This window comes from Anabaenopsis sp. FSS-46, assembly GCF_029891665.1.
GTDB classification, from domain to species: Bacteria; Cyanobacteriota; Cyanobacteriia; order Cyanobacteriales; family Nostocaceae; genus Anabaenopsis; species Anabaenopsis arnoldii.
The window spans coordinates 1-19087 of the sequence record NZ_JANQDG010000050.1; the positions used below are offsets into that span (position 1 = coordinate 1).

Here is a 19087-nt window from a genome sequence, read left to right on the forward strand (position 1 = left end):
TTCATTTTTAGATGGTGATGTGCTACCTACATTTCGTGCAAAACCGGAAGGGTGGCAATCATCAGGAAAACGTGTGAATCGTGGATTATTCAGAACAGCAGAAAATGTTCTCTTAAATGCTGATGCTAATGGAGCAGCTAATATTTTAGCTAAAGTAGCGATCAAACTAGGTTTAGACCTAAGTGGAGTCAGTAGGGTGTCTTTGATAGCACCATTGAAAGTTCGTTTATGGGCTATTCAAGAATCCCCCGGCTTCTAGCCGTGGGGAGTATCAACTAGATTCCCAATACTTGGGGCTAATGTAGACAGAAACAAAATTAAATAATACCCAGATTAGTCAGTCCCAAAACCGCACCCACACCAATGATATGACCAGCACTCATAGCCGCCAAGAAGCAGCCAATACTAGGATTATTGAACAGTCCCGACAAGGGTAAAGGCATTTTATTACCCACCTGTGGGTAACTAATAGTGCGGGGAATAATTAAAAGACATAACAGACAACTGCCAATAATAATAGCAGTAGCAATCCAATTCGATGTAGTACCAGTGTTGGGAACCGTCACTTGAACTGTTAATAAGATTGATGAGATCATAGTTCTTTGTCAGGGATAAACAAGCTAATGTAGCTATACTGCTCCTGAAAAAGTTTCTCCATCCTCCCTCAAAGGTTAGGTTAGTATTTATCTTGTAGATAAAATTCATATGCGGGTAAAAATTTGCGGTATTACTCAACCACAACAGTCTGTAGCGATCGCTTCCCTAGGTGCAACCGCACTAGGATTTATATGTGTACCCACATCGCCCCGCTATGTTACCCCAGAGCAAATTCAGGCGGCGGTGGCGCAATTACCGGCAAATATTGACAAAATCGGGGTTTTTGCCAAGGCTAGCATTCCTGAAATTATCCAGATAGTCAAGAGTGCTGGATTGACTGGTGTACAGTTACACGCAGACGAAACCCCGGAGTTTTGCTGTATTTTACGTCAAAGTCTGCCCAATATCGAAATCATCAAAGCCTTTAGAATTCGCAGTTTAGAGAACCTGATGGCAACAGCCAACTATACAGACCATATAGACACAATACTACTAGATGCCTATCATCCCCAACAATTAGGAGGTACTGGACAAACTTTAGACTGGGAAATGTTAGAGAAATTTAGACCTAATTGTCCTTGGTTATTAGCTGGGGGACTAACCCCAGATAATATAGTAGCTGCAATAAGTCAAGTCAAACCCGATGGGATAGATTTATCTAGCGGTGTAGAAATTAAACCAGGAGATAAAGATTTAAACAAAGTGGCGCTGCTGTTTGAGATATTAGGGAGACCATTTTGATCACCCACCTGAGTTAAATAAATACCCAGTACTCAAGATTTTAGACTTTAAAGAGCGCCAGCACTGGGCATGAGGGTTAATTCATCAATGACAGCTTGCTGTGGTAGTAAGGCTGTGTAGAGAATTGACTGAGCAACGATTTCTGGCGTTAACATTTTTGAACGGTCAAAATCCGACTGTACGGTGTCTGTATCCCACAATTCCGTATTCACAGCACCAGGGCAAATTGCAGTGACCCGAATCCCATGGCTGCGTTCTTCTTGTGCTAGGGTTTGACTCAAGGCCAGTAAGCCCGCTTTACTGACGCTATAAGCTCCCCAACCCGGAAAAGCTTGCTTTCCGGCGATGGAAGCGACGTTAATAATCATACCTTGTTTTGCTTGTCTCATTCCCGGCAAGATAGCCATACAGCATTCAAATACACTGGTGAGGTTCAAGTTAATGACTTGCTGCCAATCTTTTAGGGGGGTTTCACTTAAGTTTGCTGTGTATGCTATACCGGCATTGTTGACTAAGATATCTATGCTGCCAAAATCAAGGGCGATGTCTTGAATTGCTGCTTTTACTTGAGACACATTAGCCAAATCCACAGGGTAAGCCTTGGCTGCTACTCCTGTATCCCTAGCTGCTGCGGCTACTATCTCCAACTTGTCTAAAGAACGGCTGACTAAAGCGACATCAATTCCCGCTTTGGCAAAGGCTAATGCCGTTGCTTTGCCAATTCCACTACTAGCCCCAGTAATTAGGGCGCGTCGTTTTTCCCAACTCATGCTTTCTCCAAATTTTTGCGCAACTAATTATGGAAATTTTGGGGCTTGTTAAAGTAATTTTTAGCAAGTAATTTTTAGTAAATTATCAGTGATTACTAAAGAACAGACAAACCACCCGCTAAATCCAGTTGGCTAAAAATACAAAAAACCTATGGCTGTTGAAATTTTTAACCATCTTTGGGTAGCCATAGGTATTATAGCATTGCCGATGAGCAATGGGGTGATTTTCTGGTGGTATCAGTGGATAGATTCAGTAAAAACACCAATTTTGCGAAATTTTTCATAGCGCAGTTGCCGGCGCTCTTGAGATGTTAAGCGGTTGAGTTCTTCTAAGTTGTCTAATAAGCTTTGCTTAAGAGTTCTGGCCGCTTCTAGGGGATCGGAATGAGCGCCACCAATGGGTTCAGGTAATATCTCGTCAATGATACCCAGGTTTTTTAGGTCGTGGGAAATGATTTTTAAAGCCACAGCTGCTTGGGGGGATTTGCTGGCATCTTTCCACAAAATCGCCGCGCAGGCTTCCGGGGTGGCAACGGTATAAACGGCGTGTTCAAACATCATCAGGCGATCGCCCACACCAATACCTAAAGCGCCACCAGATCCACCTTCGCCGATGACTGTGCAGATAATGGGGACATCAAAACAAAACATTTCCCGTAAATTATAGGCGATGGCTTCTCCTTGACCTTGATGTTCAGCTTCTATACCCGCCCAAGCCCCTGGGGTGTCGATGAAAGTTATAATCGGCATCCCAAACTTGTGAGCGTGTTCCATCAAGCGCAGGGCTTTCCGGTAACCACCGGGGGAAGCCATACCGAAATTCCGGGCGACATTATCCTTGGTGTCGCGGCCTTTTTGATGACCTAACATCACCACTGGCTGCCCGCCCAAACGACCTACACCACCAACTAAAGCCGGATCGTCGCCACCGCAGCGATCGCCGTGTAACTCCATCCACTCATCACTGATGGACTGGATATAGTCAAGTGTACTAGGGCGACGAGGATGACGAGCAACTTGCAGACGTTGGGAAGGCGATAAATTACTAAAAATTTCTTCCCGTAGTTGCATAGCCCGTGTTTCTAATTTGCGAATTTCACCAGAAACATCAACGCCATTTTCTGCTGCCAGTTGCCGAATCTGATCAATTCGGTTTGCCAGTTCTGCTAGTGGCTTTTCAAAATCTAACAGTAGTGGTTTGCGCTCGGTAGTTGGCATCTTACAAATTCAGAGTTTTGAGTGTTAATTTTCCCCGTCCTTCAGGGCGGGGCATAGGGTGGGGATGTTGGGGCTGACTATAGGCATTTCCAGTCACTAGTTAAGGACTAATGACTCAACTAGCAGTGGTCTAAACCCGTGTTTTATAGATGCTTGACCAATCTGCTCCATTTTGTCTACGGTAATCTGATTGCGCCCCCAAGAAAAGTTCGTGTACAACTTCTCAAATTCAAGCAGCATTGATTCAGCAAAGCAAGCGAACAACTGGCGTGTGGGAACATCCATATTGACTATTTTCATAATTTTCCAGTCAATATCGAGAGAATGTTCCACGATGCCACCGTTTAGCACATGAACCCCACTCTGCTGAATTTTAGTAGCTAAATTTTTCGGATAGCCGCCGTCAATCAGCAAACAAGGCTGCTTCAAGACTTGAAAATCAATTTCCAGACCTTTGGGCATACTGGCGACCCAAACGACGATATCAGCTTGGGGGAGTGCTTCATCTAAACCCATAATTTTCCCCCTTCCCAATTCGGCTTGTAACTCTGTTAGACGTTCATGGTTACGGGCGATGAGCAAAAGTTCTTTGACATCTGTTCTGATATTAAGCCAGCGTGTCACTGCACTGCCAATATCTCCAGTAGCGCCACATATAGCAACAGTCGCTTTCGACAAATCAATTCCTATTTGTTTTGACGCTTGTTCCACCTGGCGACAAATGACGTAGGCTGTGTGAGTATTCCCGGTGGTGAAGCGTTCAAACTCTAGTTTGATGTTGCGGACTTGCCTAAATTGCTCCAATTTAAAGTTTTCAAAAATAATTGAGGAAAATCCCCCCAAGGCAGTAATATTTATGCCATGCTTTTGAGCATGAGCCATGGCGTTGAGAATTTTGCGTGTTGCTGCCTTTATGCGCCGATTGGCTAGCATTTCCGGCAAAAAACAAGATTCTACATACCGTCCTTGGATTGTCTGCCCAGTTACACTGGTAACCGTGATTTCATCGACAATTTGGGGCGGGGCGCTGCACCAAAAATCTAACCCTTGATCGGCATATTCTGGGTAACCCAATTCTTGGGCTACCGCTTGGGCGTGTTCTAAACTAGTCAAATGTCCAATTAGACCAAACATGTATTGATGTATTAGGCGTATGCTTTGTCGAAAGCGTTGAATAAGTGGGGAAGAACTAAATACCAAGCAATTAGTAATATTGCCTTTTTCTTTTTTGCTTCGGAAACCCTAGGCCAACGGAAATACCGGGGAAAAGTAATTCTTCATTAAGAAAATCTTAATGTATTCTGGTTTCTTGATATCACTTTCACAAGGATGACACAAAGCGTAAGATGCATCACGGATAAAACTAGGCAGTGCTAAATTCCGGTAAGTATTTTAAATTCCGTATTTTGCCTGCCCCTAGGCACTTATTAAGCGGCTGTGAGTCCATAGGCAGACATCCGCATAATGTCCCTCGTCGTGAATCCAATGTTACTCAATGCTTCACCGTATTGAATCATGAAGTCTTCTACTAAAGCTTCTTTTTCCATGGCCAAGACGTGGGCATCATCTTCTACCTGGTTGAGCATTTTCCAAACAATGGGTAGGTTTTGGCGGTTGGCTGCTTCTAATTCAGCTTTCGATTCTGTAAAGTTTTCTTTCAACCACACCTCTCCAAAGTTGAGGTGACTATACTCATCTTTGACTACTCCCTCAGTGATTTTACGGGCAAAGTCATCGGCAACGGGAATGTAAATGTTATATGCTGCGATCGCAAAGCATTCAATAATCAAAGACTGAATCAGCAAGCAAGTCACCACTTTACCCTCAGCTGCGGCTGTTTGGAAATTGGCGTGGAGTTGAGCGAAGAACTCCTGAGCAAACTCCATATTTGGTGTAACTTTTAGATTACGCCCACAAGCCTCAAAACCCTTTTTGTGGCGATTTTCCATTTTAGATAAACGAATGAGTTCATCTTTACAGTCTGGGAGCATTTGAGCCAATGTGATGTAATTTTCATAAGCTTCTTGTTCCCCCTCAATGACAATAGCATTGATGCGACTGTAAGCATCTTTGTATTCTTCACTGTGGAAATCAATTTCTAACTCGGCTGTAAGTTGTTGCATGGTGTGTTTACTCCGGTAAACTTGAATCATTTGATACAAAAATTTGATTGTCCCTGATAGATTTAGGGTAATCATCACTATGGTTTAATTTAACTTAACAAGTCACTATGTTATAGATTAACTCTTGCTGGGGACGATGCTCTAGTAGTAGAAAACAAAGCTTGGATGCACAACTCATGCCTAAACCTTGGAATCTAAAATCTGGCAATTTTTTGCGCCTAGGAGTGCTGCTATTGGGGGCATTTATTGTCCTATTCCCCTTGCTAGTGGTCTTCCTCACCTCTTTTGCACCTCCGGGAGCTACTGTAGAAATTTCAGCCAAAACTAACTGGTCTTTAGCTAATTACCGCGATGCCTGGCAGCGGGGTCAATTTTTACTAGCGTTTGCTAATTCTACCTTAGTGGCGATCGCTGTGACAGCCTTTCAAATGGTCACTTCTGCCTTAGCGGGTTACGCCTTGGCCAGATTGAAATTTCGTGGTAAACAAGCGCTGTTAGTGGTTGTTTTGGCCACTTTAGTAATTCCCTTCCAATTACTGGTGATTCCCATCTTCTTAGTTTTAAAGTGGGGACACCTGATTAATACTTACGGGGCGCTGATTTTACCAACTGCTGTCAATGGCTTTGGGATTTTCCTATTACGTCAGTATTTCCAAACAATTCCCGTAGAGTTGGAAGAAGCAGCAAGCATAGACGGAGCGAACCGACTGCAAATTTTATGGCGAGTCATGTTACCTTTAGCCCGTCCAGCCTTAGTCACACTGTTTCTGTTTACCTTTATTGGCGAATGGAACGATTTGTTTAAACCGTTGGTATTTACAACCAGACCGGAATTGAGAACAGTGCAATTAGCCTTAGCAGAGTTTCAAGAACAATTCACAAATAATTGGCCTTTGATGATGGCGGCGGTGACTATAGCCACCGTACCGGTAATAGTCTTATTCCTCATCGGCCAGCGTCAGTTTATTCGTGGTATAGCCGCCACAGGGATTAAGAATTGAGTATGGGCTAATTCGTTTCCTGGATTTGTACGCGGATGGTGTGTTGAGTAGCACCACTGAGCTGTAGTTCCATGACTTCACCACCCAGAGGTTCGATGCAAGTCAGGAGCGATCGCAACTGGGGTGTACTAGCACCAGTATCTACATAGAGCCGGTCTGCTAAGTTAGCGATGCGCTTCCAATTCATGTACAACTTGGCAATTGTTTGTTCTATTTGTGATGCTTGGTTAACCAAGTCCGCGGCTAGACTCAAACAGCCGATTCTTTGGGCTTCTTCCAGGGCGGTTTCAATGTCAATATCTGCCTGGGTAAGTGCTTGGACTTGGGCGGCTCCTTTGAGATATTTAGCCAGGTGACGGGCTTCTGAAGTTACCTGCTTGAGAGTATCGACATCTGGGTTAGTCGCAATTTCTGCTTGAATCACCCGTTGGTGTGATTCTGGTAGTTTTTCCATTTCCTTGACCAGTGGGGCAATGTAGCGCGCGGGAAGGGAGTTTTCCGCGGCTTTTACCTTCACTGGTTCTGGTAGTAATTCTGAAGACATGGCAGTCCATTCATCGGTGAGTTGGCGCACTTCTCGCCTGGTGATCTGGTCACCTTTTTGCGCCGCTTCACTTACCATCTGCTGAACTTCTGGGACAGCCTTAGAGGTTTCGATAAATGCCCTTTTGCTAAAGTTATTCACTGATTTAGGGTCTAATTTTCCTTCTTCGAGGAGAGTATCAGCACTGTTAGCCAGCTGAATCCAGGTGTATGCCTGACTTTTGCTAATTTCCCGTTCTTTGAGCCATTTGAGAAATCCCGTACCCCGTCCGTCGCCTCCTCTTTTCTCTCGATCGCGGATAGCCCTTAAAATTCGCCCCCGCCAGATTTCTGTTTGCAGGTCAAAGCGATCGCATACCTGCCAAGCTACATCTAGCTGTTGTTGAAATTCTGAGTCTAATATTTCTTCATCTTCTGGGTCTGGTAGTTCAAAGCTGAGGTCGGCTGGTTGTTGCAAAGCCGCTGCTAGGTCGTCGATATATTCGGTATTTTGCACAGTTGATAGGTAACTAGTGGATGCGATAGCGAAGCGCTGCTGCAAGCAGATGGGCTTAATTATTACATACTTTTTGAAACTCCCCACAATACCTTGAATACACAAGGGCGCTGAGGAAGTTTACCCACGCTACTCAATCAGGACGGGGAGGAGCGGGGAGCAATGTTCATTCAAACTAGACTTGATTACCAGATTTAGCGGTAATTTTCTGCAATAGATGACTAATTTTTGCAGCCCTTTGGGGTTGACGCTGTTTTTGTAATAAGGCTTGTGCTTGTTGTAAATTGATTTTTGCTGACTCTAGCTGATTTGCATCCATGAAAACATTTGCTAAACGCAAATAGGCATCTGGATTTTTAGGACTGCGGCGAATCACTTCTTGGTATAATTCTGTTGCTTGTTTGACATTGCCTTGCTCCTTGAAAATATCTCCCAATAGTAAGCGCACCACATCATTAGTGGAGTTGAGAGAAATTACCCGCACAAAAGCTGCTTTTGCACCCTCATAGTCTTTTTGTTGATAAAGATTTACCCCTTTTTGGAAAGCGTTGGAGGTAATTAAGGTTTTCCAAGAGAAATAACCAAGAATGAGGATAGCGACAATAACTGAGGTTATGGCCAGAATATCAGGTATTTTTAAAGTTTCTAGCATAATTTTACCCTAAAAGACAGGCAAGAGGGAACATGATATATTCGAGGTAAAACAGTTTCCAGATAAATTGGTAGAATTGCGCGATCGCAGTTTTGTCTTGTAAGTCTACGGCTAAACTGCGCATCCACATCCCCGCCAGGACTACTAGATGACTAACCACCAAAAATACTGGGTTAATGGCGGTAAAACCCATTACACCAACTAGAGTGACACCCAAATAGCAAAAAGTTAGCACCCATAGGGCCAAATTAAATACTGCTGGTGGGCCGAGTGCGATGGTGAAGGTATTGATATTGTAAAGGCGATCGCCTTCTATATCAGGGATATCTTTAAAGATAGCGATGGCAAAGGTAAACACCAAGATAAAGATTGTCAGCACCCAAACCGCCAAGGGAATTCCTGGTTTTTGTTCTAATGCTGCATTAAAATGCAAAAATAGCCCCAAATTCACAATAGTTCCCCGCACTGAAAAAATACACAGTGCAGCCCAGAAGGGAAATCGCTTTAGGCGAATGGGTGGTAAAGAATAAGCCGTACCAATTACCAAACTCACAGCCACCATCCCCAAGAGAAAAGGCCCAGTTAGCCCAGCTACAACTAGGGCTAAAATACCCATAACTATGACAATTAATTGACCTTGCTGGCGAGAAAATTCCCCGGATGCTAGGGGTAAATGAGGTTTATTAATCTTGTCAATTTCCACATCTTGGAGTTGATTCAAACCCACAATATAAACATTGCCACATAAACAGGCAATCCACGCACCCAGAACAGAAATGAGTTGCACAAGGGAAAAACCCACAGAGGAGATAGCAACCGCAATCAAATACAAGCCCCACACACTCAAACTTGTACCAATAATTGTGTGTGGGCGGGAAAACTTCCAAAAGGCATAAGCCCAGTTCTTGGAAAAATTAGCAGCATTGGGAGAAATTTGACTCATGAAAGTTATAGATAAAGGAATGGTAAATTACAATTCTTCCCTTACTTATTACCGGATAACAACCCAAAGCGAATCAAGCCACGCTGATAACCATCACGCATTAATCCCAGTGATAATGCGCCTTGAATAGTTGTCCAACCAGAAGTAAGTAAGCCAAAAATCGCCTGGGGGGTGAAGGCCGAATCAATGACAATATTCCAAAATGGAGCCACGGCGGTTGACCAATCAGCAGTGCGAAGATGGTTTAATGGTAGTTGACGGGCGATCGCCTCATATTCCGGTAAGGAAATCACGTAAGGTAGACAATAGACGCGATAAATATCTTGTAAATGCTTTTGTTCATCTGCTGTCAATGGTGCATTCTGGGTGGGACGATGACACCAGGTGACTAGAATCAGCTTACCACCTGGTTTCAAGACTCGATAGCACTCTTGCAAAAACTTAGTTTTATCCGGCATATGTTCGCCGCTTTCTAGTGACCATACTAAGTCAAAGGAATCATCAGGAAAAGGCATTGCTTGCGCGTCTGCGACTTGAAATTGAGTCCTACCACTCAAACCGGCATCTTGGGCGCGTTCCTTGGCTCTAGCGGCTTGTACGGGACTCAAAGTAATTCCTGTGGCTTGGGCATTAAACTTACCTGCCAAGTAAAGAGAACTACCGCCAATACCACAACCCACATCGAGAATATTTTCTGCGGTCTGCACCCCAGACCAGTTGAGGACTTCTTCGATTAAATCAATTTGAGCCTGTCGGCGGTTTTTCTGTTGTTCCTGACCATCTACACCGTAGTAGCCATGGTGCATATGTTCGCCCCAAATCTGCTCCCACAAACCAGAGGAAGCATCATAAAATTGCTGTATTTTTTGGTAAAGAGTTTCACTCATGATGAAAGCAGTGTTAAAACAATGCCGAATTTAAATAAACATACTCGTAGGCTACCATGTGTGTTTTTATTTGAATAATAGTGTTTTTTCTTCCAGGGCTGTTAACAGAGTCTATGGTTTCTAGAAGAATTTGTAAGTATTTATCTGTTTATGACCGTTTCTCGCACAGTTTGCTTGGGATTTTTAGCTGTCATCACCGTGGGGACTATCCTGCTGATGATGCCTTTTTCTACTAGCAGTGGTAGTTGGAATGACCCGATTGTGGCGCTATTTACTGCCACTTCCGCCGTTTGCGTCACTGGCTTGGCTGTAGTTGATACTGGTACAGATTTTTCTTTTTGGGGTCAGTTGTGTATTCTGCTGTTGGCTCAAATTGGTGGGTTGGGGTATATGACAACCACCACCTTTCTAATTATGCTGGTGGGGCGGAAATTTAACCTGCGGCAAAAAATCGCCATCCAACGAACTTTAGACCGACCGGGAATGAGTGGTAGCGCCCAAGTTATCCGGTCAATTATTGCCACAACTATGATTTTTGAAATTACAGGTATTTTCTTACTTGTACCGGCGTTTGTTCCTGATTATGGCTGGAGTACAGGAATTTGGCTGGCTATTTTTCATAGTATTTCGGCTTGGAATAATGCGGGTTTTAGTTTATTCCCGGACAGCTTAATGGGATATCAGTCATCTTTCTTGGTAGTGTTTACGATTACAATGTTGATAATTTTTGGCGGTATTGGTTATCAGGTCATCTTAGAAATGTATCTTTGGTTACGCGATCGCCTGCTGAGGAAACCGCAAAGTCTAGTATTTTCTCTAGATTTTAAAGTAGCAGCTAGTACAACAATATTATTGCTATGTCTAGGAACAATGGCGTTTTTTGCCATAGAAATAAAAAATACAGCAACATTAGGTTTAGTTAATTTACCGGGGCAGTTACTATCAGCTTGGTTCCAATCTGTCACTACCAGAACGGCTGGTTTTAATACCATTGATATCGGTAAAATGACATCGGCTGGTCTGTTTATTACCATTGCCTTTATGTTTATTGGTGCTAGTCCTGGCGGGACGGGAGGAGGTATTAAAACTACAACCTTAAGGGTTCTAACCAGCTGTACTAAATCAATTCTTCAAGGCAAGGAAGAGGTTTTATTATATGAACGTAAAATAGCAATATCTTTAATTTTAAAAGCCGTTGGTGTTTTAGTTGGTTCTGTAGGTATGCTTGTGTTATCAACTACTTTAATTTCTTTGACAGATCCAACATTGAGTTTTATTGAACTTTTGTTTGAGGTTGTATCAGCCTTTGCTACTGTGGGTCTGTCTACGGGTATCACTAGTACCGTCTCAGTACCAGCCAAGCTGATTTTAATCGTCACAATGTATGTGGGACGAGTGGGTGTTTTACTGCTGATGGCTGCTATGTTGGGAGACCCCCGCCCCAGTAGGGTACACTATCCTGAAGAAAATTTACTGGTAGGATAAGGGGAAGCGATGGCAGCAACTTCACCTGATAAAATATGAATGAGTAGGCAAAACAAGTAAAACTTTTCACTAATTTTACTGTGCCTATTCTTACCCTGTTGTCGGGGCGTAAAAATAAGGATAACAAATGTGAATCTGTCATCTATAGGCTTTTTTCGCAGTTTGCGTCGAGATAACCACCAATTTGCTGTAATTGGGTTAGGTCGTTTTGGTAGGTCTGTATGTTCAACATTACATAAGTTGGGTTACCAAGTACTAGCAACAGATGTTGACGAAAAGCTAGTATCAGAAGCATTACATGAGGAGATAGTTGGTCATGCTTTACAGCTAGACTCAACGGAACCCGCAGCACTCAAAGAGGCGGGGATGTTTGAGTTTGATACAGTAATCATAGCTATTGGTAACTACATTCAAGAAAGTATTATTACTACCTTGAATGTCAAAGAGGGAGGTGTTCCTCATGTGGTGGCTAAAGCTTCTAGTGAAGTTCACCGTAAGCTGTTAAAACGAGTGGGTGCTGATCATGTAGTTTTCCCGGAATATGAAGCTGGTTGCGCCCTAGCACGCTCACTAACTAAACCATCTATTCTAGACCGATTTGACCTTGACCCAGAGAATAGTATTGTGGAGATGATTGTCCCTGATGAATTTCATGGTAAAACTATCTCTGATCTGCAACTGCGTAACCGTTACGGCTTGAATTTATTAGCCGTGAGTCAGGATGGCAAATTTAAAATCAATCCCGAACCTACTAAGCGATTAGAGCGTGGTACAGCAATGGTAGTAATTGGTCATAACAAAGATATTAATCGCTTGCCAATTTAAATCAGATAATTTGAACATAGGAATTACACTTAATATGGGTGTAAAAACCTGTAGATAGAAGTTTGCCTTTTTAGAATGGTTATGGATTTAATACTTGAAGATTTAGCGGCAATTGATAATAAACTTTCCCAACGTTACATTGAGCTTGACCCTAGCGGATATTTCATTATCTATTTAGATCGATCCGCGGGGTTAATTTACGCCAAGCATTTCACAAATGTGATTAATGACCAAGGTTTAGCCGTCGATCCTGAAACCGGGAAGGTCATTCCTGCTAAGGGAAAAGTGGAACGAACTCATACAACGGTTTTTAGTGGGCGGACGGCTAAGGAACTTTGTGTAAATATTTTTGAAGCAACTCACCCCTGTCCAGTGACTAAGTTAGACCATGCGTCTTATTTAGGTCGGGAATTTCTCCGGGCTGAGGTAGCTTTGGTAACAGGGAAAGAGTATCTTCAGGACTAAAGTTAGCCTCCCGATGATGGTTGGTTGACTTGGTAAACAAAGTAAGTAGCCATAGGGATAATGGTAGCAGCAATTAAAAGTCCTACTACCCAAGCAGTGGCGTTACCTTGATCAGTATCTTCGGCTTTGGTAAAGGTACTTTCTACCTGTACGGTTTCCATAACTTGCGGTGGACCGGGATCTGGTTGACCAGAGAGGACGGTAACTAGGCGATCGCTCGCATCTACAAATGCCTGGTTGTATTTGTTACCGTCTCTTAATGGTATAGCTAAAGTTTCTGTAACTACACTTTCGGCAATAGCATCAGTCAATAAAGACTTAACGGACTCACCTGTGAGAATAGCGGTACCATTGGTAACGGTATCTAGTACCAATAATATTTGATTAGCCTGTTCTGCTGGAGTGGGAAACCACTTTTCAAAGAGTGCTTGAGTAAAACTTTCTGGTGTTTCCCCATAATCCAGGCGACGAATGGTGACAAATCGGACTTGGTTACCGGTTTTTTTAGCCAAATCCTCAAAGGCGTTGCTGATTTTACCTTCACTGATGCGACTAATAATCTCACCTTGATCTAAAACCCAGTTATTGGCGGTGAGGTTGGGAATTTGATATACACCTGTAGCCAATACCGGGGTTGCAAATACAGAAGAACCCAGCACGAGCATCAACAAGACGACAATTAGGGGAGCTATATATTTTTTAAGGCTAAATATGGGGTTAAGGAGCTGTTTCATTGGATCCTCTGTTAATGTGTTTAAATACGAAAAGATAGCATTACAGAAGGCTAAAGTCTTTAAATGCGGATTTCATCCCGCCTTCGTGATAACTGATCATGTGGACAATGGTAAACCGGTCAATGTACCAGAACCATTGATCACCTCACCAATTACCACAGCGGAGACATCCTGTGATTGAAAGAAATTAATTGTCTGTTCTGCTTGATGGGGTGGTACTAACAGCACAAAACCAATGCCCATGTTAAAAGTATTGTACATTGCCTCGGCACTAACTGAGCCGACCTGAGCCAGCCATTGGAATATAGGGGGAATAGTCCAACTATCAGATTGAATATGAATACTTTGATTTTTACCTAAACATCTGGGTAAATTCTCTGGTAGGCCTCCACCGGTAATATGGGCCATACCATGAATTTCTAACTCAGCTTTCAGTGCTCCCAGAACAGGCTTAACGTAAATTTGTGTAGGTTTGAGGAAGGCTTCCCCTATGGTTTGGCCACCCAATAACTGTGGGCGTTCATCCCAAGCCAAAGCGTTGGTGTCAACAATTTTGCGGACTAAACTTAAGCCATTACTGTGTACACCAGTGCTAGGAAGTGCGATCGCCACATCCCCAACTTTTACTTGGGAACCATCCAACATCTGGCTTTTTTCCACAATTCCCACACAGAACCCCGCCAAGTCGTACTCACCGACTTGGTAAAAACCAGGCATTTCTGCGGTTTCGCCCCCTAATAAAGCGCAACCCGCCAGTTTACACCCAGCGGCGATACCTGCTACCACTTCCGTGAGCTGCTGGGGTTCTAACTTACCTGTAGCCACATAATCCAAAAAAAACAGTGGTTCTGCACCTGATGTCAACACGTCGTTAACACACATAGCCACTAAATCAATGCCCACTGTATCATGGCGGTTGAGAACTTGGGCGATTTTCAACTTTGTACCCACACCATCAGTCCCGGAAACCAAAACTGGTTCTTTAAAACCGCTTGGTAGTTGGAAGCAACCGCCAAAACCACCTAAACCGCCGATTACTTCCGGTCTAAAAGTGCTGTGAACTAAATTGCGAATTTGATCTACAAAGGCTCTACCCGCTTCAACATCAACCCCAGCATCCCGGTAATCCATACTCATTAGTCATTAGTCATTAGTCATTAGTCATTAGTCCATAGTTCATAGTCCATAGTCAACTATATTTGAGATTAATGTGCAGCAGACCAAGCCAAACACAAATTACGAAAATCCTCACCCCGTACTTCAAAATTGGGGTATTGGTCAAAACTCGCACAAGCGGGAGATAACAGCACCACGGAGACTTGATATTGTTGGGCTAATTCTGCTGACCGCGGAACCGCCTTATCCATGGTCTCCACAATTTCGTAATTACTATAACCCACTTCTTGGAGACGTTGAGCAAATGCTGATGCTGCATTCCCAATTAATAAAACCGCCGCAGCTTTGGCTTGAATTTGATTTAACCAAGCGGTATCATCCCCTGGTTTAGCTTCCCCACCTGCAATTAAAATTGCTGGACTGTTGACAGAAACCAACCCAACTTCAGATGCATCATAATTAGTGGCTTTACTATCATTAATAAAGTCAATACCTTCCCAAGTACAAATATGTTCTAACCGATGGGGAACCCCGGAGAATTGGCGAATTGCAGTATCAATAGTATGGGGTTCAATTCCCGCTAATCTAGCTGCTGCTACCGCCATTAAGAGATTTTGGCGGTTATGTTCTCCCACCATTCGCAAAGCAGAGGCTAAGATAACTTTTTTGGGTGTGGGGTTAGGCTCTAATTTTTCCACTACCCAACCATCTTGAATATAAAAGCCTTGTTTTCCCAGTAAAAAATCTTCACCTTTGACACTTGTCCAATAGGCATCAGGCCAATGGCTAATACCCATTTTATTTAAATAGGGGTCGTCACCATTAAATACTTGAAAATGAGAATTAAGTAATAACTTAGCTTTAATATTGTAGTAATTTTCTAAAGTTTTGTGGCGCGCCAGATGGTCTGGTGTAAAAGTCGTCCAAATACCTATGCGGGGTGCTAGGGTAAATGAAGACTCTATTTGATAACTGCTAATTTCTGCTATTACCCAGTCAGGTAATTTTTCAGATAAAGCTACTTCACAGGCAGCATAACCAATATTACCACAGGCGGGGGCATTTAGTCCAGCTGCTTGAAATATTGCCGCAATCAAAGCTGTAGTGGTGGTTTTGCCATTAGTACCGGTAATGCCTACCCAGGGGGAAGATTGCAAATGTCGCCAAGCGAGTTCCATTTCACCGATGGTTTCAATACCTAATGCTCGCGCTTCGACTAATACGGGAATATCCCAAGGTACACCGGGACTGACAACAATTAAATCAGATAAATCCCGACTATTTAAATCAAGGGAATACCCTAATTTTACGGTAATTCCCTCGGCTGCAAGTTGTTCTTGTTGTTGGAGGAGGTTGGTAGAGGTGTGACTATCAGTTAACACTACCTCCCAACCTTCCCGTTTTAATAATCTAGCGGTAGCAATACCGGACTTTCCCAACCCAATCACTGAGGCTTTAGGCATAGACTGTAGCGTATTTCCCTGGTTAAGCATTAATTATGGTAACGCTTCTTGGCAACAATTAAACTAATTTTTTGTTGCTTCCGGGGATAGGTTTTGTTAAATTTCTCAGCCTAAATGGGGAAATTTACGCGGCTAAAGATTTTTCACTATGGCACCAAAGTCAGCGAGTACCCGCGCATGGTTCCGCAGTAGTCCTAGGAGGTATAGGCGATTGCGTTTGATGTCGGGATTGGGGTCCATGACTAAAACACTATCTTCACCATCAAAGAATCTGGCCACGGTAGGAGCAATTTTTGCTAGTCCTGTTATTAACAATTGGTAATTGCGGGTTTCCTTTGCCTTTTGAGTTGATGGTACTAATTCTACTAGGGCGTTATGGAATGATTCCTCTGATGACTTTTGGAATAGTTGCGTTTGAATTAAGTTGGTGGGTTCTAACTGCTGTTGGTCTAAGTCCCCTTGGGCTGCTAGTCTGGTGGAACGGTTAACGGTTTCGTATATTTTATCGAGTGTACCATCATTGCGGATTTGTTGCAAATATAAGGCGCGATCGCGCACATCTAGTAAATCCTCTAACGCTCGTTGTGTATATTCTGGGTCATTTTCTCCCAGGACGGCGTTAACTAGGTCATAGTCTATTTGCTTTTCGTCTTGTAGTAAGGTGCGAATGCGTTGTAAGAAAAATTCTGCTAAAGCTGCGGTTAATGTCTGCGGGTCTTTATGGTATTTGGCGGCAAAGTCTGCTGTAATTTGGGTTAATAAATTTGCTAAATTGATGGGCAAATTAGCAAACCAAGTAATATTAATTACTGCATTTGCCGCCCGACGTAAAGCAAAGGGGTCTGAGGAACCGGTGGGAATTAAACCTAACCCAAAGATACTGACTAAGGTATCTAGTCTATCTGCTAAACCGACAATTTGGGAGGTGAGGGTTGTGGGTAAACTGTCCCCTGCGCCTGTGGGTAGGTAATGTTGGACAATGGCGTTAGCTACTTCCACATCTTCACCACTAGCTAAGGCGTATTTTTCCCCCATAATTCCTTGGAGTTCTGGGAATTCATACACCATTTGACTAACTAGGTCAGCTTTACATAATAAAGCCGCTCGTTGGATTTTTTGGGTTGGCTGTGCTTCTAGTTGTAATTGGCTGCTGATGTAATTAGCAATTGTGACTATTCTATCTATTTTGGTCCGAATTGAACCTAGTTCTTCCTGAAAAGTGACTGTTTCTAACTGAGGTAAATAGCTTTCTAAGGGTTTTGCTAAATCAGCTTGGTAGAAAAACTTGCCATCTGCTAGCCTAGCACGAATTACCCTCTCATTGCCCACGGCGATCATATCTGATTTATGGGGGTCGCCATTGGCAACGGTGATAAAGTTGGGTAATAGTTCTTTACTTTGAGTATCTGTAAATACGGGGAAGTAACGCTGGTGTGTGACCATAACCTCTGTAATTACCTCTGTGGGTAACTGCAAAAATTCTGGTTCAAACTTACCCACTACGGCGGTTGGGTATTCTACTAGGTTGGTGACTTCTGCTAACAAGTCGGGGTAAAATACGGTAGACCCACCGGCTTTGTGGGCTGCTGCTTCTACTTCGCTGTAAATTATCTTGGCTCGTTCTGTGGGGTCAACAATGACAGCAGCATGGCGTAGGGTGTTGACGTAATCTGTCGCTTGGGGAATGCTTACAGGTTGGGGATGTAAAACACGATGACCCCGGGAAATGCGATCGCTGGTAATTGTCTGGTGACCATTCACCAACTCTATAGGTAAAACTACATCATCTAACAGCGCCACTAGCCAACGAATGGGGCGAGAAAACCGCATATCCCCATCACCCCAGCGCATTAACCGCTTACCTTCTAAACCAGAAATCCACTGGGGAACTAGTTCCGTCAAGATTTCCGCCACGGGACGACCAGCAATGCTTTTCTTAACAAAGACAAAATCCCCCTTGTCTGTGGGACGAATAGAGAAAGCGGCTATATCTACACCTTGCTTTTTGGCAAATCCAGTTGCTGCTGGTGTGGGTTTACCATCCTTAAAAGCAGCTTGGGCGGGGGGTCCTTTAATTTCTTCTTCTCGGTCTGGTTGTTGCGACGGTAGACCTGTAATTAGCACCGCCAACCGCCGGGGAGTACCGTAAACTTCTACAGTGGCGCTGGTGAGACCATAAGCTTCTAAACTTTGGGGAATGCGCGATCGCCATTGTAATATGGCATCACCTAGAAAACTGGCGGGTAATTCTTCTGTACCAACTTCCAATAAAAATACAGCCATAGGAAAATCTTCTAACTGGTGTCAATTCTCCCAGTTTACCCGTGAGTAGCCTAATTTTGCTCACCCAGCAAACACAAAGCCACCAATTCAAGGAACCGGGGGTTAGAAACCCCCGTCTCAAAGCTAAAGTCAGATAAATCTGACTAGAAAATCATGTATCCGATAATAGTCTAGACAAACCTTTGCGTACCTTTGCGCCCACCTTTGCGCCCCTTTGCGTTTAACAACAGATATAGTCGCCACCCAGGGAAGCCTGACAAACCCCCATCTCCAAGCTCCCATCACCACTTCCGGGGTTGAAAATCCGGCTCATTTAAAATTACCACATCATCACCGCACAGACCCAAGACAAATAAACCTTGACCATAAGCATAATCCCGCACCTCATTAGTAACCACCATCCCCGCCACAGCACCCATAGCCTGTACATCTCTATACCTAGGCATCAGGCGCTTAAACTTTTCTAAACGCTGCAAATGCTTATCCACATCGGCTTGGTTGGGTTTACTCTTCACCTCAATTAACACCGCTTCGGTATCATTTACCACTAATAAATCAATTTCTAAACCTTCACCCCCGCGCTGTGTAGATAACCCTGGGTGAAGTTCATGGACATCAATACCCCGTTCTCGAAACAATCTTACCGCAGCAGGGCGTACTTGCCATTCTACAAACTCCCCTAGACGATTACCTAACTTACCCAGTTGTTGACTTACCTGTTTAATCTGCTTATCAGTTGCTTGAG

At 43.5% G+C, this 19087-nt stretch carries 18 protein-coding genes and 2 pseudogenes; 6 read left to right on the forward strand and 14 right to left on the reverse strand.

All coding sequences use genetic code 11. The features are described 5' to 3' along the window. Positions 1-259 (forward strand): annotated as a pseudogene (locus NWP21_RS04940) (RNA-guided endonuclease TnpB family protein); the annotation flags it as partial. 58 nt (positions 260-317) lie between these two features. Here NWP21_RS04940 and psaK read toward each other — a convergent pair. Then, on the reverse strand, positions 318-596 hold the full coding sequence (gene psaK, locus NWP21_RS04945) for a photosystem I reaction center subunit PsaK (RefSeq protein WP_271731539.1): 279 nt from the start codon (positions 594-596) through the stop codon (positions 318-320). 109 nt (positions 597-705) lie between these two features. On the opposite strand from psaK, the gene NWP21_RS04950 reads away from it, so the two are divergent. Continuing rightward, positions 706-1338, forward strand: a complete 633-nt coding sequence (locus NWP21_RS04950) for a phosphoribosylanthranilate isomerase (RefSeq protein ID WP_280791841.1) — start codon at positions 706-708, stop codon at positions 1336-1338. A gap of 47 nt (positions 1339-1385) precedes the next feature. Here NWP21_RS04950 and NWP21_RS04955 read toward each other — a convergent pair whose 3' ends face one another. The 4 genes from NWP21_RS04955 to NWP21_RS04970 all read right to left on the reverse strand — a co-directional run bounded on the left by NWP21_RS04955 (position 1386) and on the right by NWP21_RS04970 (position 5449). After that, on the reverse strand, positions 1386-2108 hold the full coding sequence (locus NWP21_RS04955) for an SDR family oxidoreductase (protein ID WP_280791842.1): 723 nt from the start codon (positions 2106-2108) through the stop codon (positions 1386-1388). A gap of 237 nt (positions 2109-2345) precedes the next feature. Continuing rightward, the gene (locus tag NWP21_RS04960) at positions 2346-3326 is read right to left on the reverse strand and encodes an acetyl-CoA carboxylase carboxyltransferase subunit alpha (protein WP_271731537.1); all 981 of its coding nucleotides are present in this window, start codon (positions 3324-3326) and stop codon (positions 2346-2348) included. A gap of 96 nt (positions 3327-3422) precedes the next feature. Further along, a complete protein-coding gene (locus tag NWP21_RS04965) occupies positions 3423-4460 on the reverse strand; it encodes a long-chain acyl-[acyl-carrier-protein] reductase (protein WP_271731535.1) in 1038 nt (345 codons plus the stop codon). 293 nt (positions 4461-4753) lie between these two features. Further along, complete coding sequence (locus NWP21_RS04970) at positions 4754-5449, reverse strand: aldehyde oxygenase (deformylating) (RefSeq protein ID WP_271731533.1); 696 nt, start codon at positions 5447-5449, stop codon at positions 4754-4756. Positions 5450-5625: 176 nt separating this feature from the next. On the opposite strand from NWP21_RS04970, the gene NWP21_RS04975 reads away from it, so the two are divergent. Further along, positions 5626-6450, forward strand: a complete 825-nt coding sequence (locus tag NWP21_RS04975) for a carbohydrate ABC transporter permease (RefSeq protein WP_280791843.1) — start codon at positions 5626-5628, stop codon at positions 6448-6450. A gap of 7 nt (positions 6451-6457) precedes the next feature. Here the strand turns inward: NWP21_RS04975 and NWP21_RS04980 are convergent, their stop codons facing one another. The 4 genes from NWP21_RS04980 to NWP21_RS04995 all read right to left on the reverse strand — a co-directional run bounded on the left by NWP21_RS04980 (position 6458) and on the right by NWP21_RS04995 (position 9971). After that, positions 6458-7489, reverse strand: a complete 1032-nt coding sequence (locus tag NWP21_RS04980) for a hypothetical protein (RefSeq protein ID WP_280791844.1) — start codon at positions 7487-7489, stop codon at positions 6458-6460. Positions 7490-7664: 175 nt separating this feature from the next. Beyond that, on the reverse strand, positions 7665-8141 hold the full coding sequence (locus NWP21_RS04985) for a tetratricopeptide repeat protein (protein WP_280791845.1): 477 nt from the start codon (positions 8139-8141) through the stop codon (positions 7665-7667). Between the two features lie 4 nt (positions 8142-8145). After that, entirely contained in the window at positions 8146-9084 is a 939-nt protein-coding gene (locus tag NWP21_RS04990; protein WP_280791846.1) for a homogentisate phytyltransferase, read from the reverse strand. 41 nt (positions 9085-9125) lie between these two features. Beyond that, a complete protein-coding gene (locus tag NWP21_RS04995) occupies positions 9126-9971 on the reverse strand; it encodes a methyltransferase domain-containing protein (RefSeq protein WP_271731526.1) in 846 nt (281 codons plus the stop codon). Between the two features lie 150 nt (positions 9972-10121). Between NWP21_RS04995 and NWP21_RS05000 the strand changes: the two genes are divergently transcribed. The 3 genes from NWP21_RS05000 (at position 10122) to NWP21_RS05010 (ending at position 12746) form a co-directional block, all read left to right on the forward strand. After that, positions 10122-11456, forward strand: a complete 1335-nt coding sequence (locus tag NWP21_RS05000) for a TrkH family potassium uptake protein (RefSeq protein WP_280791847.1) — start codon at positions 10122-10124, stop codon at positions 11454-11456. A 129-nt stretch (positions 11457-11585) separates the two neighbouring features. Next, a complete protein-coding gene (locus NWP21_RS05005; RefSeq protein ID WP_271731524.1) occupies positions 11586-12281 on the forward strand; it encodes a TrkA family potassium uptake protein in 696 nt (231 codons plus the stop codon). An 81-nt stretch (positions 12282-12362) separates the two neighbouring features. Beyond that, on the forward strand, positions 12363-12746 hold the full coding sequence (locus NWP21_RS05010) for a DUF4346 domain-containing protein (protein ID WP_271731523.1): 384 nt from the start codon (positions 12363-12365) through the stop codon (positions 12744-12746). 2 nt (positions 12747-12748) lie between these two features. Here the strand turns inward: NWP21_RS05010 and NWP21_RS05015 are convergent, their stop codons facing one another. The 5 genes and pseudogenes from NWP21_RS05015 to NWP21_RS05035 form a co-directional block, all read right to left on the reverse strand. Further along, a complete protein-coding gene (locus NWP21_RS05015; protein ID WP_271731522.1) occupies positions 12749-13480 on the reverse strand; it encodes a TPM domain-containing protein in 732 nt (243 codons plus the stop codon). Positions 13481-13576: 96 nt separating this feature from the next. Further along, entirely contained in the window at positions 13577-14611 is a 1035-nt protein-coding gene (purM, locus tag NWP21_RS05020; protein ID WP_271731543.1) for a phosphoribosylformylglycinamidine cyclo-ligase, read from the reverse strand. A 74-nt stretch (positions 14612-14685) separates the two neighbouring features. Next, positions 14686-16059 carry a UDP-N-acetylmuramoyl-L-alanine--D-glutamate ligase gene (murD, locus tag NWP21_RS05025; RefSeq protein ID WP_280791848.1) on the reverse strand — a complete coding sequence of 458 codons (1374 nt, stop codon included), beginning with the start codon at positions 16057-16059 and terminating at the stop codon, positions 14686-14688. A gap of 132 nt (positions 16060-16191) precedes the next feature. After that, positions 16192-18342, reverse strand: coding sequence for a glycine--tRNA ligase subunit beta (glyS, locus tag NWP21_RS05030; RefSeq protein ID WP_280791849.1), 2151 nt, complete (start codon positions 18340-18342; stop codon positions 16192-16194). Positions 18343-18623: 281 nt separating this feature from the next. After that, positions 18624-19087 (reverse strand): annotated as a pseudogene (locus tag NWP21_RS05035) (hypothetical protein); the annotation flags it as partial.